Raw genomic sequence first — 15,071 nt, 5'->3', positions numbered from 1 at the left:
TTCGGAATATCGGATAAATGCGGTCAACCGAACGACCGACTATAACAGTAGCAGGCCGTCGCGCCGCCACGAGCGGTGCGCTGCGGAATGCGAAACCCTGTCAGGAGCTTTGCGATGCGTGATGCCTTTCTCGCCCAGGTGCGCGGGACGCTCGACCAGATCCGCGCGGACGGTTTTTACAAGACCGAGCGCGAGATCGCGAGTCCCCAGGCGGCAGCCGTGCGGCTCGCCGGCGGTGCCGGCGTGCTCAATTTCTGCGCGAACAACTATCTGGGTCTGGCGAACGATCCGCGCCTGATCGACGCGGCGAAGGCCGGCCTCGACCAGGACGGCTTCGGCATGGCATCGGTGCGCTTCATCTGCGGCACGCAAACCGTCCACAAGCAACTGGAAAGCGCGCTGGCCACGTTTCTCGGCACCGAGGACAGCATCCTCTATTCGAGCTGCTTCGACGCGAACGGCGGGCTGTTCGAAACATTGCTCGACGAGAACGACGCGGTGATCAGCGACGAACTGAATCACGCGAGCATCATCGACGGCATTCGCCTGTGCAAGGCGAAGCGTTTTCGCTACAAGAACAACGATCTGTCCGACCTCGAGGCGAAGCTCAAGGAAGCCGACGCCGCGGGCGCGCGCCACAAGCTGATCGCGACCGACGGCGTGTTTTCGATGGACGGCATCATCGCCGATCTCAAAGGCATCTGCGATCTCGCCGATCGCTACGGCGCGCTCGTGATGGTCGACGATTCGCATGCGGTCGGCTTCATCGGCACGCACGGCCGCGGCACGCCCGAGCACTGCGGCGTCGAAGGTCGCGTGGACATCATCACGGGCACGCTCGGCAAGGCGCTCGGGGGTGCCTCGGGCGGCTATGTCGCCGCGCGTCGCGAGGTGATCGAGCTGCTGCGCCAGCGCTCGCGTCCGTATCTGTTCTCGAACACGCTCACGCCGAGCATCGCCGCGGCGTCGCTGAAGGTGCTGGAGCTGCTCGGCAGCGACGAAGGCGCGAAGCTGCGCGAGCGCGTGCGCGAGAACGGCGCGCGGTTCCGCAAGCAGATGACCGAAGCCGGCTTCACGCTCGTGCCCGGCGCGCATCCGATCATCCCGGTGATGCTCGGCGACGCGCAGCTCGCGACGAACATGGCCGACAAACTGCTCGGCGAAGGGGTCTACGTGATCGGCTTCTCGTTCCCCGTCGTGCCGCGCGGCCGTGCGCGCATCCGCACGCAGATGAGCGCCGCGCATACGCCCGAACAGATCGACCAGACGGTCGCCGCATTCGTGCGCGTCGGCAAGTCGCTCGGCATCATCTGACGGAGGCGCGACCATGAAAGCACTGGCAAAGCTCGAACGCGGCCCCGGCCTCACGCTTACGCGCGTGAAGCGTCCCGAAGTCGGCCACAACGACGTGCTGATCAAGATCCGCCGCACGGCGATCTGCGGCACCGACATCCATATCTGGAAGTGGGACGACTGGGCGCAGAAGACGATTCCGGTGCCGATGCACGTCGGCCATGAATACGTCGGCGAGATCGTCGAGATGGGGCAGGAAGTGCGCGGCTTCGCGATCAGCGATCGTGTGTCCGGCGAAGGTCACATCACGTGCGGTTTCTGCCGAAACTGTCGCGCCGGGCGCCGGCATCTGTGCCGCAACACGGTGGGCGTCGGCGTGAACCGCGAAGGCGCATTCGCCGAATACCTGGCGATTCCGGCGTTCAACGCGTTCAAGATCCCGCCGGAGATCTCCGACGATCTCGCGTCGATCTTCGATCCGTTCGGCAACGCGACGCATACGGCGCTGTCGTTCAACCTCGTCGGCGAAGACGTGCTGATCACCGGCGCGGGCCCGATCGGCATCATGGCCGTCGCGATCGCGAAGCACGTCGGCGCGCGCAACGTCGTCATCACCGACATCAACGACTATCGGCTGGAACTCGCACGCAAGATGGGCGCGACGCGCGCGGTCAACGTCGCGCGCGAGTCGCTGCGCGACGTGATGGCCGACCTGCACATGACCGAAGGCTTCGACGTCGGGCTCGAGATGTCGGGCGTGCCGAGCGCGTTCACGAGCCTGCTCGAGGCGATGAACCACGGCGGCAAGGTCGCGCTGCTCGGCATCCCGCCCGCGCAGACGGCGATCGACTGGAACCAGGTGATCTTCAAGGGGCTCGAGATCAAGGGCATCTACGGCCGCGAGATGTTCGAGACCTGGTACAAGATGGTCGCGATGCTGCAGAGCGGCCTCGACCTGTCGCCGATCATCACGCATCGCTTCGCGGCCGATGATTACGAGCAAGGCTTCGCCGCGATGCTGTCCGGCGAAAGCGGCAAGGTGATTCTCGACTGGACGGCCTGAGTCGAGTGAGTGTCGAGATGGGGCAGTGCGGCGCGATCGCCGCCTGCCCCGTTTTCGTTTGCACGCACATCGTTGCGCGTCGGAACGCGTGATTCAGCGCTTGAGGTGAGATTATTCGGGAGCTGTGTGTGCGTGCCGAATCGCCGCGCGATCCCGCATCGGTGAATGGCGATTTCACGTTCGCTTCACCGGTCGGTAGCCACTTCGCTTCTTCTCGTCACGCCATTCGGCGCCTGCTTTTCCCTTCTTCCACGCACTTCCCTGCTTCGCCTGGCAGGCGAGCGTTTGCTTGCCGCCGTATGCGACATCGCGCTGAATCGGGACATCAACCGTGAGCCGCACACAGCGTTACGCCTCACTGATAGGCGATGCGATCGACATCGATCGGCGTTGATTGGTGCGCAGACCATTACTTGGTCCGTTCACCATTCAATCAGCGCGGATCGAGCTGACGACCCAACGAGGCGAGCCGGCGCTCCAGGCACGATTCAGCCTTCCCACCGGCAGGGTCTCTCCATCGGGGTATTGACGGCGGAGAACGATCGTTCTACCGTAAACCCCATGAACACACTTCTCGACTCCTCCGGCGAACCGGGCGTTCGCGACCGGCTGCTCGACGCGGCCGAAGCGCTGATCTATTCCGGCGGCATCCATGCGACCGGTGTCGACGCGATCGTCAAGCGATCCGGCGCGGCGCGAAAGAGCTTTTATTCGCATTTCGAATCGAAAGAAGCACTGGTGGTCGCCGCGCTCGAACGGCGCGACGAGCGCTGGATGCGCTGGTTCGTCGACGGCACGCTGGCACGCGGCAAGGCGCCGCGCGCGCAACTGCTCGGCATGTTCGATGTGCTGCGCGACTGGTTCGGGCAGCCCGGCTTCCACGGTTGCGCATTCCTGAACGCGTCGGGCGAGATACCCGACGCCGACGATCCCGTGCGCGTCGTCGCCCGCATGCACAAGGCGCGCCTGCTGGCATTCGTGCGCGAGCGCCTCGACGCCTATGCCGACGAAACCGGCATCGAGCGCCGCGGGCTTGCGCGCCTCGCGCGTCAGTGGCTCGTATTGATCGACGGCGCGATCGGCGTGGCGCTCGTCAGTGGCGATGCAAACGCCGCGCGCGATGCGCGCGCGACGGCTGAACTGCTGCTCGATACCGCCTCGCGGTAGCCGACGCAGCGAATCCGAACCGGCTGCGTGCATTCGCGGCCAGAACCCTGAACAGGAGCAACCCATGTCCGCTTCCCCTGAAGTTCGTCCGCCCGTTCCGCCCTTCACGCTCGACACGGCGCGCCAGAAAGTGCGCGCCGCCGAGGACGCGTGGAACACGCGCGACCCGCAACGCGTGTCGCTCGCCTATACGCCGCAAAGCCACTGGCGCAATCGCGCGGAATTCGTGACGGGCCGCGACGAGATCGTCGGGCTGCTGCAGCGGAAGTGGGCGCGCGAACTCGACTACCGGCTGATCAAGGAGCTGTGGGCGTTCGGCGGCAATCGCATCGCGGTGCGCTTTGCGTACGAATGGCACGACGATGCGGGCAACTGGTTCCGTTCATACGGCAACGAGAACTGGGAGTTCGACGAAAACGGCCTGATGGCGCATCGCCACGCGAGCATCAATGATCTGCCGATTCGCGAGGCGGACCGTCTTTATCACTGGCCGCTCGGCCGTCGTCCGGACGATCATCCGGGGCTGTCCGATCTCGGGCTGTGATGATGCGCGCACGCGTTCAACGGATCGGCGAACGCATCACTCAGGTTCAATGGTGAGGAAATTCGGGAGCTGCCTGCTGAAGGTGAGATTTTTCGGGACGAGGTGAAATGTCGCGTCGAACTGGGTGCGTTGAACGGATCGACGCGACATCGCACGGGTAAAGCGGCGCAGATGTGGACGCGCAGCGGTGTGCTTTCCTGCGTGATGCATCTCACCGATCGCATCGAAGCGATCGTGCATTGCCGATCGGTGTGTGTGAGCGCGACGTGCAACTCACCGATCGAATCATCTTTCGACTTTCAACGAAAAATCGCGCAAGCAGTGCGCGTTGCGATAGGGCGTTGCTCACCGCTCGATGTTCACCGCCGCCGCATCGTCAAAGTCGGCACACGTGCGCAACCGCATCGTGTATCGTTCACCGCAGACCGATTCACGAAGGGCCGCCCGGCGCCAGCGCCGGGCACGACCCTCACCTTTCACCCTGCGATCCGCGCGGCGATCGCCTCGCCCACTTCCTGCGTGCCCGCATTGCCGCCGAGATCGCGGGTACGCGGCCCCGTGCGCAGCACGTCCTCGATCGCGGCGACGATCGCATCGTGCGCTTCGCGTTCGCGGCCCGTGCCGTTGCCGAGGAAGTCGAGCATCATCGCCGCCGACCAGATCATCGCGACCGGATTCGCGATGTATTGCCCCGCGATGTCGGGCGCGGAACCGTGCACGGGTTCGAACAGCGACGGGAACGTGCGGTCGGGGTTCAGGTTCGCCGACGGCGCGATGCCGATCGTGCCCGTACAGGCCGGCCCGAGATCCGACAGGATGTCGCCGAACAGGTTGGACGCGACGACGACGTCGAAGCGGTCCGGCTGCAGCACGAAGCGCGCGCACAGGATGTCGATGTGCTGCTTGTCGACCGCGATCTCCGGATAGCGTTCGGCCATCTCGGCCGCGCGCGCATCCCACCACGGCATGCTGATCGCGATGCCGTTGCTCTTGGTCGCGACGGTGACGCGCTTCGCGCGCCGCTGCGCGAGCTCGAACGCGAATTTCAGCACACGCTCGGTGCCGTGCCGCGTGAAGATCGACTGCTGCATCACGACTTCGCGCTCGGTGCCTTCGAACATCGTGCCGCCGACCGACGAATATTCGCCCTCGGTGTTCTCGCGCACGATCATGAAATCGATGTCGCCCGGGCGGCGGCCGGCGAGCGGCGACGGCACGCCGTCGAACAGGCGCGCGGGCCGCAGGTTGATGTACTGGTCGAATTCGCGGCGGAATTTCAGCAGCGAGCCCCACAGCGAAATGTGATCGGGCACCGTCGCCGGCCAGCCGACCGCGCCGAACAGGATCGCGTCCATGCCCGACAGCTGCGCCTTCCAGTCGTCCGGCATCATCGTGCCGTGCTGCGCGTAGTAGTCGCAGCTCGCCCAGTCGATCTCGACGAAGTCGAAGCGCACGCCGAAGCGCGCGGTCACGGCGGCGAGCGCGCGCAGGCCCTCGGGCATCACTTCGCGGCCGATGCCGTCGCCGGGAATCACGGCAATCCTGTAAGTCCTGTCGGTCATGCAAATCTCCTTGGCTGGTTGGCCGGCTGCCGGGAAGGCAGGGGCCCGTCATGTCATTCTATTTGTTTCCATATGGATTAAAATCGCTCAAAAGTTAATCGACTTTCCACGAATCGTGAATAAATCGCCGAACCTCGACGACCTGCGCGTGTTCAGCCTGGTCGTCCGCCTCGCGAGCTTCAGCGCGGCCGCCGAGCAGCTCGCCGTGTCGCCCGCGTACGTCAGCAAGCGCGTCGCGATGCTCGAGGCGCAGCTCGGCACGCGCCTGCTGCATCGCTCGACACGCCGCATGACGGTTACCGACGCCGGCGAACGCGTGTTCGCGCGCGCCGAAAAGATTCTCGACGACGTCGATCATCTCGTCGAGGACGTGTCGACCACGCGCACGGTGCCGCGCGGCACGCTGCGCATGTCGAGCAGCTTCGGCTTCGGCCGGCACGTCGTCGCGCCGGCGCTGCTCGACTTCAGCGCGCGCTATCCGCAACTGAATGTGCGGCTCGATCTGTTCGACCGGCTCGTCGACGTGGCGGGCGAAGGCTACGACCTCGACGTGCGCATCGGCGACGAGATCGCCGATCATCTGATCGCGCGCCGCCTTGCCACGAACCATCGCGTGCTGTGCGCGTCGCCCGACTATCTCGCCCGACGCGGCACGCCGCGCTCGCTCGCCGATCTCACATCGCACGACTGTCTCGCGATCAAGGAGCGCGATCATCCGTTCGGCGTATGGCGGCTGAACGTGCGCGGGGAAACGGTCACGGTGAAGGTTGGCGGCGCGCTGTCGACGAACCATGGCGAGGTGGCCGTGCAATGGGCGCTGGCCGGACGCGGCATCGTGCTGCGCTCGATCTGGGAGGCCGGGCCGCTGATCGAACGCGGCGAACTGTGTCGCGTGCTGCCGGACGCGACGCAGCCCGCGAACATCTGGGCCGTGTACCCGGAACGCGTCGCGGCGTCGGCGAAGGTACGCGTGTGCGTGGATTTTCTGGTGGAGACGCTGGCCGGCCTGAATGCCGCGGCGGGTGACGATACGGCCTGAAACCGGCTAAAGGTGAGCTTTTACGGGGGCGTGCGCAGGCATCGTCGACGATGCCTGCGGAGCGTCACGCCGCGTGTCGCGCGCCGAGCATCAGGTCGAGATTCTGCACGGCGGCGCCGGATGCCCCTTTGCCGAGATTGTCGAACACGGCGGACAGCAGCACCTGCCCGCCGTTCGCGTTGACGAACACGCCGAGCCGCAGATCATTGGTGCCGTTCAGCGCTTGCGGATCGAGATGCGTTGCCGCGCGTGCGTCCGCGAGCGGCATCACGTCGACGTGACGGGCGTCCGCGTAGTGGTGCGCGAGACACGCATGCAGCCGCTCACCCGTCACGCCAGCCGGAAGCAGGCGCAGCTCGATCGGAATGGTGAGCACGATGCCTTGCCGATAGGCACCGTAGGCCGGCACGAAGAATGGGCGGTGCGCGAGCCCCGCATGCTGCCGGATCTCGGGCACGTGCTTGTGCTCGAGCGCGAGGCCGTAGACCTGCAGCGGCAACGCGCGTGCCGCGGCGTCGCCGGATTCGAATGCGTCGACGGCGGCTCTCCCGCCACCCGAATAACCGGACACCGCATGGATGCTCACCGGGTAGTCGCGCGGCAGCAGCCCGGCCTGCAGCAGCGGGCGAAGCAGGCCGATCGCGCCCGTCGGATAGCAGCCGGGATTGGTCACGCGTTTCGCATGCGCAATGTTGTACGCGTGTCCGTCGGCCATCTCGGGAAAGCCGTAGACCCAGTCGGGCTGCGTGCGATGGGCCGAACTCGCGTCGATCACGCGTACCGCCGGGTTCCGGATGAAGTCGACCGCTTCGCGCGCGGCCGCATCGGGCAGGCACAGGATCGCGATATCGCATGCATTAAGTGCATCGGCGCGCCGCGCCGCGTCCTTGCGTTCGGCGGCGGGAAGCGTGAGCAGCCGCACGTCGGTGCGGTCGCGCAGACGCGCGTGAATCTGCAACCCGGTCGTGCCCTGGTCGCCGTCGATGAAGACAGTGGGGAAACTCATGATGGTCGTGCTCGTCGCGTTCGGTCGTCGTGGGAAACCGTATCGTCCACCGAACGCCTAGAATAGGAAAAGTTGAATTTGCTGATCGTCTGATTCAGCTTTCCTGAACGAGAGGTGTGTGATGCGCGAGATCAGTCTGGACCGCCTGCGTACGCTGGTCGCGATCGCGGACCAGGGCTCCTTCGTGGCGGCGGCGCAATGGCTTCATCTCGCGCCGCCGACCGTCAGCCTGCATGTCGCCGAGCTGGAAAGCCGCGTCGGCGCGCCGCTGCTGTCGCGCACGCGCGGCAATGTGCGCCCGTCGGTGATCGGTGAAGTGCTGGTGGAGCGGGCGCGGCGTCTGCTGGCGGAAGTCGAATCGACGCTGGACGACGTGCAGCGGCAGGTGCAGGGGTTGACCGGGCGCGTGCGTCTCGGCGCGTCGACCGGCGCGATCGCGCATCTGCTGCCGCAGGCGGTGGCCGGACTGCGCGCGCAGCATCCGGATATCGACGTGCAGATCGCGGTGCTCACGTCGCAGGACACGCTGGCGCGCATTGCGCAAGGCACGCTCGACGTCGGGCTGGTCGCGCTGCCGCAAGCGCCGGTCGCGGGGCTGTCGATCCGCCCGTGGCGCCGCGACCCGGTGATGGCTTTCCTGCCCGCAGACTGGCCGCTTCCGGCCCGTGTGACGCCGGCGTATCTGGCCGCGCGGCCGCTGATTCTCAACGATGCGACGACGCGCCTGTCGCGGCTCACGACCGAATGGTTCGCGCTCGGCGGTCACCGGCCCGTGCCGCGGATCGAACTCAACTACAACGATGCGATCAAGAGCCTGGTCGCCGCGGGGTACGGCGCGACGCTGCTGCCGCACGAGGCGGGCGCCCCGCTGCCGGATGCGCGCATCGTCATGCGGCCGCTACGTCCGGCGCTGTGGCGCGAACTGGGGATCGCCCATCGGGCCGGCCCGGTCGAACGGGCGACGCAGCACGTGCTCGATGCGCTGCGGGCGCTCGGCGCGCGATAGCGGGCCGTCGTGCGGCTGGCCCGCACGCGCGTTCAGAGCCGGTTGCCCTTCGCCAGCGTGAGCACGCGCGCCCAGCGCTGCGCATCGCGCTTGTCCATCATCGGCAGCTTCCATTCGCCGCGCACGGCGTCGCGCACGCGCACGACGAGATGCCAGCGGCCGTCGATCGACGCGGCCTCGCAGCCGTCGAGCTGCGACAGCGTATAGCGGCCGTCCGCGCTGTCATGCGACAGCCACAGCAACCCTTGCGTCGTGGACACGCGCAACTCGCCCCACGCGAGATGCACGATATGCGTCCAGCCTGCTTCCTTCGTGTTGGGTGCGATGTCGCGGCGGCGCTTGAGCCACCACGCGATCAGTGCGATCAGGAGTGCGGCGGCGAGCACGGCGGCCGCGATCGCGACCGGCTGGCCGAACTGCGCGGCGATGACGTGAAACAGGTGAACGGCGCCCCATCCGAGGGCGATGAGCGCGAATAGCGCAATGAAAATCGGCATGTCGAATCGGAAAGGAGGACGGGCCGGCGCAGGCAGCGCACCGGCCCGTTGCACACGGCATTACCGGCGGCGGTGAATGTCGTGCGTGACGAAGCCCGCGTCGTTGGTGGGCAGCGCGAGGCCGTCCTTCACCGCGAGCGTCTTGCGGATGTCGTCGAGACCCGCGGACCAGTGGTCGCGCATCGTCGACAGACCGAACTGATAGTCCTTGTAGTGATGCTCGTACGCCTTCTGCTGATAGATCAGGTGCTGGATGTTGTACTTCTTCCCGCTCGACATCGCTTCGGCTTCGACGCACCACGGGTCGTTCTTGCGTTGCTCTTCCGGCACCTGTTCGAGCACGTGGCGCAGCACGTTGCGGTAGCGCTGTTCGCGCTGCAGCGTGTCGGTCACGAAACGCGTGCGGCTCGAATACTGCACGTCCTTCGTGCGCTCGGCCACGTCGGCCATCGTGCGCGGCAGCGGCCCGCGCGCGCTCCACAGATCGACCTGAAACGCGAGCGTGTCGCTGCGCGGCCGGGCGCGCAGCACTTCCATCAGCGGCGTGTTCGACACGACACCGCCGTCCCAGTAATACTCGCCGTCGATCTCGACGGGCGGGAACGCGGGCGGCAACGCACCGGACGCCATGAAATGCTCGGGCGCGAGACGGATGCGCGAGTTGTCGAAGTACACGAAGTTGCCGGTGCCGACGTTGACCGCGCCGACCGACACGCGCGTCTCGCCCGAATTGATCCGGTCGAAATCGCACAGCTTGAGCAGCGTCGTGCGCAGCGCCGACGTGTCGTACCAGCTGATCTTTTGCGGATGATCGGCCACGCCCGGCAGCGGCGGCGGGAAGCGCGGCACGAAGAACCCTTGCTGGCCCTGCATCATCGCGCTCGCGGCCTGCGACGCGGTGAAGAACGTGCGCACCTGGTCGATGCTGTTGAACAGCGCGAATTCGAACGCGGCCGGAATCGCGGGAAAGAACGCCGGCTGGCAGATCGTTTCCCAGAACTCACGCAGGCGCTCGACGCGATGCTCGGGCGCATTGCCGGCGATCAGCGCGGTGTTGAGCGCGCCGATCGAGATGCCCGCGATCCAGTCGAGCGGAATGCCCGCCTCGTGCAGCCCTTCGAACACGCCGGCCTGGTACGCGCCGAGCGCGCCGCCGCCCTGCAGGACGAGCGCGATCGTTTCGTACGGCAGCGACCGCGCAGCGGCCGGCGCGCCGGCTTCGTGGTGCAGGTCCGCCGCATCCACGGCCTGCTTTTCGGTGCGGGCGTGCGGCTTCATTGCATGAACCAGCCGTGGCTAACGATGAACGACTGGCCCGTGAGCGCGGCGCTCGGGAACGCCGACAGGAACAGCACCGTCTGCGCGACGTCCTGCACCGTCGTGAACACGCCGTCGACCGTGTTGCCGAGCATCACCTTCTTGATCACTTCCTCTTCGCTGATGCCGAGCTCCTTCGCCTGCTCCGGAATCTGCTTGTCGACCAGCGGCGTGCGCACGAAGCCCGGACACACGACGTGCGAGCGCACGTTGTGCTTCGCGCCTTCCTTCGCCAGCACGCGGGCGAGGCCCAGCAGGCCATGCTTGGCCGTCACGTACGCCGACTTCAGCGGCGACGCTTCGTGCGAGTGCACCGAACCCATGTAGATCACGACGCCGCCGCGATCGTCCTTGTACATGTGCTTGAGCGCGGCCTTCGTCGTCAGGAACGCGCCGTCCACGTGGATCGCCTGCATCTTCTTCCAGTCGGAGAACGAATAGTTCTCGATCGGGTTGACGATCTGGATGCCGGCGTTCGACACGAGGATGTCGACCGAGCCGAACGCTTCGGCCACCTTGTCGATGCCGCTGTTCACGGCGTCCTCGTTGGTCACGTCCATCGCGACGCCGATCGCCTTGCCGCCTGCCTTGTTGATCTCGTCGGCGACCGCGTTCGCGCCGTCCTGGTTCAGGTCGGCGATCGCGACGGCCGCGCCTGCCTTGGCCAACTCGAGTGCGATTTCCTTGCCGATGCCGCTCGCGGCGCCCGTGACGACTGCGGTCTTGCCATTCAGGTTGCTCATGTTCGAATTCCCGTGGTGAAAGGATTGACAGGGAGAAAGGACTGCGGACGTGTTACTGGGCCAGGTAATCGTAGACGACTTCGCCGAGGCCCAGCGTCAAATCCGCGACGAGGTGGCGCGCTTCGACGATTTCGAGCACCGGCAGATCGGCCACCGGCGCGAGCGCGTGCGGCGCCAGCTCGAGCGATGCGGGGCCCGTCCACGCGCCCTTCATCTTGATGTCCTGCATGTAATAGCGCACCAGTTCGCAGACGCGTGCGGTGCCGTCGACGTGCGGGATGATCTTCAGCAGGAAATTGGGGCCGGCGAGCCGCTTCGTCTGCTCGTCGATGTCGAGTTCCTTGTGCTTGTAGCCCATCGTGCCGGTCGCGACGCGCACCTTGCCGTAGTCGAGCGTGCCCAGGATGTGATCGGTGTTCACGTGCAGCGTGGGCGACGCGAGCTTCTTCGGGAAGCCCCACAGCTCGCGGCCGCCGGCGATCGGCGGGTGATCGTCGAGATACATCGCGAGCGTATAGCCGCCCGGCTGGCCTTCGTATTCGACGGGGATCACCTGGCCGCTTTCGGTGTAATCGCCGAAGCCGGTCGAATCGGCCATGCGGATGAATTCGTAGTGGACGAGCGGCTCGGTGACCTGCAGCGGCTCGGGGACGATTTCACGGAGGCGGTCCGGATCGGTGCGGTACGTGATGATCAGAAACTCACGATCGACGAAACGGTACGGGCCCATCGGGAATGCAGGGCTGGTCAACGGCATCGCAAACGCTTTCGATCGGACATCGCTGGGTTTCATGCGGACTCCTTGTTGTTGATCGCTTCGTGGATGAGTGGACGTAATCGTATGCCTGTGCGTTGCCGTTGTGCGATGCCGCATCTGGAATTAATTGTTGCCGATTTCGAATAATTTGCGGCGTAAATATTGAGATGAATGAGACAAACGGTCTGGACGGCGTGCCGGCCCGGGCGATGGTCGCAGGCGTCGATGACGCCCTCATGTGAAACGGGTGAGTCTTTACGGGAAAGGTGGTGAGCTTTTACGGGAGACGGTCGTGCGGGAATATGACAATTGTGTGAACTTGTGTTGCAGTGCAGGCTCTAAGTGCGTTCGCCGCGCGGGCCTCGCCCGGGCGGCGGCCGCATTAAGCACCGCTTAAGCGGCCACGCCCTGGCATCGTTCGACTGCCGGGTAACCGGCCGATCTTTTACGCCCCACGCAACCGGATTCATGCAGAACCTCAATCTCGCCCTCTTTTCCGCCATCAACGCCGGGGGTGCACCGCACCCGGGCGTCGCCCGCCTCGCGATCTTCGCCGCCGACTGGCTCGTCTATGCGCTGCCCGCGATGCTGCTGCTGACCTGGATCTTCGGCGCGCGCCCCGCACGGCGCCAGGCGATCGAAGCCGGCGTCGGCGTCTGCGTGGCGCTCGTGCTCGCGCAGGTACTCGGGCATGTCTGGTTCTCGCCGCGCCCGTTCATGGCCGGCGTCGGCACGCAGCTGATTCCGCACGCGCCGGACAGTTCGTTTCCGAGCGATCACATGACGTTCGCGTGGAGCATGGCGGTCGGCCTGCTGCTCGGCGGCACGACGCGGGTCACCGGTTTCGTGATGGCCGCGATGGCCGTGGCGATCGCATGGGGGCGCATCTATGCGGGCGTGCACTGGCCGTTCGACATGGCGGGCGGCGTGCTGGTCGGCACGGTGGGCGCGCTGGCCGCGCACCTGTACGGGCAACGCGTGACCGCGCTGCTCGAACGGCTCGGCGATTGGGTGCATGCGGTCGTGATGGGACGCCGGCAGGCGCCGTAAGCGGAACGAGGCGGAACGCAGCGGCAGGGACGCCGTCAGCCGGGCGAGCCGGGTGTGCGGGCCGATTCGGCCGAGGCGGACGGGCCGTCGCTCGCGTCGTGCAGTTCGGGCGTATCGGCCGGATGCCGCGCGGCATCGCGGTCGAGGGCGCTTTCCTTCAGGATCGCGCACATCGCGACGAACAGCGCGAGGACGACCGCGGCGAGGCCGCAATAACCGGCGATCTTCAGATGGCGAAGGAAAGGCGAAGCGTGGCTTGCTTTTGTCATGACCGGGCGCTCCTGGACGGGCTGCGGCGGCTGTCGCCCGACAGCGGCGTCGCAGACGTACATATATACCAGCCGCGATGCCGGTGCCAAGCCCGCCGCTGCGCCGGCGCCACGATTGTTTCGGCCGCCGGTCGAGCGGGCGCTCCCGGTCAGTCTTCCAGCGTTTCGTGCACGGCCGCCGCGCCGCGCTTCCAGTAGGCCGCCGCGCGGATGCGCGACTTGTCGACGCCGCGCTCGCCGGTCAGGTGCTGGCGCACCGCGCGCATCGACAGCGCTTCGCCGGCCGCCCACACGTAGCCGTCGCCGGACGACGGCAAAGGCAGATCGCGCACGGCATTCAGCAGCACGTCGCCGTCCGCCGCGTCGGCTTCGGCGCGAAAGCGCCAGATTTCATGCACGTCGGCGCGCGTATCGAACGAGATCTGCGCGGTGCGATCCGCGACTTCCAGCACGACTGCCGCGCGCGCGCCGGCCGGCAATTCCTCGAGGCGCCGCGCGACGGCCGGCAGCGCCGTATCGTCGCCGATCAGCAGATGCCAGTCGAAACCGGTCGGGACGACGAACGAACCGCGCGGGCCGCCGATGCCGAGCCATTGGCCGACGCGTGCCTGCGCGGCCCACTGCGATGCCGGGCCCGGATGGTTCAGCACGAATTCCAGATCGAGTTCGCGGGCGGCGCGGTCGAAGCGGCGCGGCGTGAAGTCGCGCGCGACCGGCTTCGGTTCGCCTGCCGGAAACTCGGGGCCGTTCGCGCCGAGCGTCGGCAGCGCGGGGCGTTCCGCGCCGGGCGGCGGGAAAAAGACCTTCACGTGATCGTCGAACGATGCGGATTCGAAATCCGCGAGATCGGGGCCGCCGAGCGTGACGCGCAGCAGATGCGGCGTCACGGCATGCACGCGCAGCACCTGCAGCAGGCGGAACTTGAGGGTGTGGCGCACGCGGGTCACGGTGCGCTCGGATGTGTTCTGCATCAATCCGTTCTCCTTGGGTGGTGACGGGGCGGCGCGCATCACGCGCCGGCGCCGCCTTCGATTTCGGCCGTCGCGCGGCGCATGATGGCCGCGATGCGGCGCTGTTCGTCGGCATCGGCGGCGCTCTTGTGCAGCAGCGCGCGCTTGAGCGCGAGACGGGCCTCGACGAATTCCGGCAACCAGCCGGCCTGCGATTCGTCCTGCGCTTCGTTGCCCGCCGATTCCCCGGCGAACGCGCGGCGCATGAACTCCATCTTGCGGGCGAGGTGCGTGAGGCGCGCGAACAGCGTGTCGACGCGTTCGCGCTGGGCGTCGAGATGCGCGCGGCCGGCGTCGGTCAGCGCATAGCGCTTGCGGTTGCCTTCCGCCTGCGATGCGACGAAGCCGACTTCCTCGAGGTACGTGAGCGCCGGATACACCATGCCGGGGCTCGGGCTGTAAAAGCCGTTCGAGCGCGTGTCGAGCGCCTTGATCAGTTCGTAGCCGTGGCTCGGTTGTTCGGCCACCAGTGCGAGCAGCAGCAGCTGGAGATCGTCGGAGCTGAACTGGCGGCCGCGCGGCATGCCGTCGTCGCCGAAATCGCCAAAGCCGCCGCGTCCGCCCCGGCCGCCGAACGGGCCGCTACCGCCAAACGGGTCGTGGCCGCGGCGATGGCGGCCGATCGCGTGCAAGACGCCGGCGAACCAGTCAGGGCCGGCATGCGCACCATGACCGTCGCATCGGGCATGGCCGCGGGAGGGGTTGTGTCGCATGATCGTGTCCTATATGTCGTAAAACATATCTAAAG

At 66.6% G+C, this 15,071-nt stretch carries 17 protein-coding genes; 7 read left to right on the top strand and 10 right to left on the bottom strand.

Annotated features, from left to right (window positions below; all coding sequences use genetic code 11):
- The first annotated feature begins 114 nt into the window (after window positions 1–114).
- From H3O04_RS04585 to H3O04_RS04570, 4 genes are all read left to right on the top strand, one after another.
- Window positions 115–1,314 carry a glycine C-acetyltransferase gene (locus tag H3O04_RS04585; RefSeq protein WP_023476145.1) on the top strand — a complete coding sequence of 400 codons (1,200 nt, stop codon included), beginning with the start codon at window positions 115–117 and terminating at the stop codon, window positions 1,312–1,314.
- A 13-nt stretch (window positions 1,315–1,327) separates the two neighbouring features.
- Window positions 1,328–2,356, top strand: coding sequence for an L-threonine 3-dehydrogenase (tdh, locus tag H3O04_RS04580; RefSeq protein WP_202587218.1), 1,029 nt, complete (start codon window positions 1,328–1,330; stop codon window positions 2,354–2,356).
- Between the two features lie 561 nt (window positions 2,357–2,917).
- Window positions 2,918–3,523, top strand: coding sequence for a TetR/AcrR family transcriptional regulator (locus H3O04_RS04575; RefSeq protein ID WP_202587231.1), 606 nt, complete (start codon window positions 2,918–2,920; stop codon window positions 3,521–3,523).
- A 64-nt stretch (window positions 3,524–3,587) separates the two neighbouring features.
- On the top strand, window positions 3,588–4,067 hold the full coding sequence (locus H3O04_RS04570; RefSeq protein ID WP_023476144.1) for a nuclear transport factor 2 family protein: 480 nt from the start codon (window positions 3,588–3,590) through the stop codon (window positions 4,065–4,067).
- A 36-nt stretch (window positions 4,068–4,103) separates the two neighbouring features.
- Here H3O04_RS04570 and H3O04_RS04565 read toward each other — a convergent pair whose 3' ends face one another.
- Both H3O04_RS04565 and H3O04_RS04560 read right to left on the bottom strand, forming a co-directional pair.
- Window positions 4,104–4,307, bottom strand: a complete 204-nt coding sequence (locus H3O04_RS04565) for a hypothetical protein (RefSeq protein ID WP_185714687.1) — start codon at window positions 4,305–4,307, stop codon at window positions 4,104–4,106.
- A gap of 236 nt (window positions 4,308–4,543) precedes the next feature.
- Complete coding sequence (locus tag H3O04_RS04560) at window positions 4,544–5,629, bottom strand: tartrate dehydrogenase (RefSeq protein ID WP_006480184.1); 1,086 nt, start codon at window positions 5,627–5,629, stop codon at window positions 4,544–4,546.
- Between the two features lie 115 nt (window positions 5,630–5,744).
- Between H3O04_RS04560 and H3O04_RS04555 the strand changes: the two genes are divergently transcribed.
- Window positions 5,745–6,668, top strand: coding sequence for a LysR substrate-binding domain-containing protein (locus H3O04_RS04555; protein WP_011548741.1), 924 nt, complete (start codon window positions 5,745–5,747; stop codon window positions 6,666–6,668).
- A 64-nt stretch (window positions 6,669–6,732) separates the two neighbouring features.
- On the opposite strand, the gene argC is transcribed toward H3O04_RS04555, so the two are convergent.
- Complete coding sequence (gene argC / locus H3O04_RS04550; protein WP_124592042.1) at window positions 6,733–7,674, bottom strand: N-acetyl-gamma-glutamyl-phosphate reductase; 942 nt, start codon at window positions 7,672–7,674, stop codon at window positions 6,733–6,735.
- A 121-nt stretch (window positions 7,675–7,795) separates the two neighbouring features.
- Between argC and H3O04_RS04545 the strand changes: the two genes are divergently transcribed.
- Window positions 7,796–8,680, top strand: a complete 885-nt coding sequence (locus tag H3O04_RS04545) for a LysR family transcriptional regulator (RefSeq protein WP_027808505.1) — start codon at window positions 7,796–7,798, stop codon at window positions 8,678–8,680.
- Window positions 8,681–8,712: 32 nt separating this feature from the next.
- Here the strand turns inward: H3O04_RS04545 and H3O04_RS04540 are convergent, their stop codons facing one another.
- The 4 genes from H3O04_RS04540 to H3O04_RS04525 are packed head-to-tail and all read right to left on the bottom strand — an operon-like array spanning window position 8,713 to window position 12,030.
- A complete protein-coding gene (locus tag H3O04_RS04540) occupies window positions 8,713–9,177 on the bottom strand; it encodes a hypothetical protein (RefSeq protein ID WP_124476349.1) in 465 nt (154 codons plus the stop codon).
- A 60-nt stretch (window positions 9,178–9,237) separates the two neighbouring features.
- Window positions 9,238–10,455: a patatin-like phospholipase family protein gene (locus H3O04_RS04535; RefSeq protein ID WP_023476140.1), complete on the bottom strand. Its 1,218-nt coding sequence runs from the start codon at window positions 10,453–10,455 to the stop codon at window positions 9,238–9,240.
- Entirely contained in the window at window positions 10,452–11,237 is a 786-nt protein-coding gene (locus H3O04_RS04530; protein WP_006480179.1) for a 3-hydroxybutyrate dehydrogenase, read from the bottom strand. The genes H3O04_RS04535 and H3O04_RS04530 overlap by 4 nt, the downstream gene beginning before the upstream one ends.
- 52 nt (window positions 11,238–11,289) lie before the next feature.
- Complete coding sequence (locus H3O04_RS04525; RefSeq protein WP_011548736.1) at window positions 11,290–12,030, bottom strand: acetoacetate decarboxylase; 741 nt, start codon at window positions 12,028–12,030, stop codon at window positions 11,290–11,292.
- 432 nt (window positions 12,031–12,462) lie between these two features.
- Between H3O04_RS04525 and H3O04_RS04520 the strand changes: the two genes are divergently transcribed.
- A complete protein-coding gene (locus H3O04_RS04520) occupies window positions 12,463–13,044 on the top strand; it encodes an undecaprenyl-diphosphatase (protein WP_023478020.1) in 582 nt (193 codons plus the stop codon).
- A gap of 35 nt (window positions 13,045–13,079) precedes the next feature.
- On the opposite strand, the gene H3O04_RS04515 is transcribed toward H3O04_RS04520, so the two are convergent.
- The 3 genes from H3O04_RS04515 to H3O04_RS04505 all read right to left on the bottom strand — a co-directional run bounded on the left by H3O04_RS04515 (window position 13,080) and on the right by H3O04_RS04505 (window position 15,036).
- Window positions 13,080–13,313 (bottom strand): hypothetical protein, encoded by a 234-nt coding sequence (locus tag H3O04_RS04515; RefSeq protein ID WP_011548734.1) that lies wholly within the window; start codon window positions 13,311–13,313, stop codon window positions 13,080–13,082.
- A 149-nt stretch (window positions 13,314–13,462) separates the two neighbouring features.
- Entirely contained in the window at window positions 13,463–14,284 is an 822-nt protein-coding gene (locus H3O04_RS04510; protein WP_011548733.1) for a siderophore-interacting protein, read from the bottom strand.
- A 38-nt stretch (window positions 14,285–14,322) separates the two neighbouring features.
- The gene (locus H3O04_RS04505) at window positions 14,323–15,036 is read right to left on the bottom strand and encodes a PadR family transcriptional regulator (protein ID WP_124477382.1); all 714 of its coding nucleotides are present in this window, start codon (window positions 15,034–15,036) and stop codon (window positions 14,323–14,325) included.
- Between the last annotated feature and the right edge of the window lie 35 nt (window positions 15,037–15,071).

Origin of the sequence: Burkholderia sp. KCJ3K979, assembly GCF_016759955.1 — a bacterium.
GTDB lineage: Bacteria > Pseudomonadota > Gammaproteobacteria > Burkholderiales > Burkholderiaceae > Burkholderia > Burkholderia orbicola.
The sequence above is the reverse complement of the archived record's forward strand: the minus strand, read 5'-3'. Positions and strand labels throughout refer to the sequence as shown.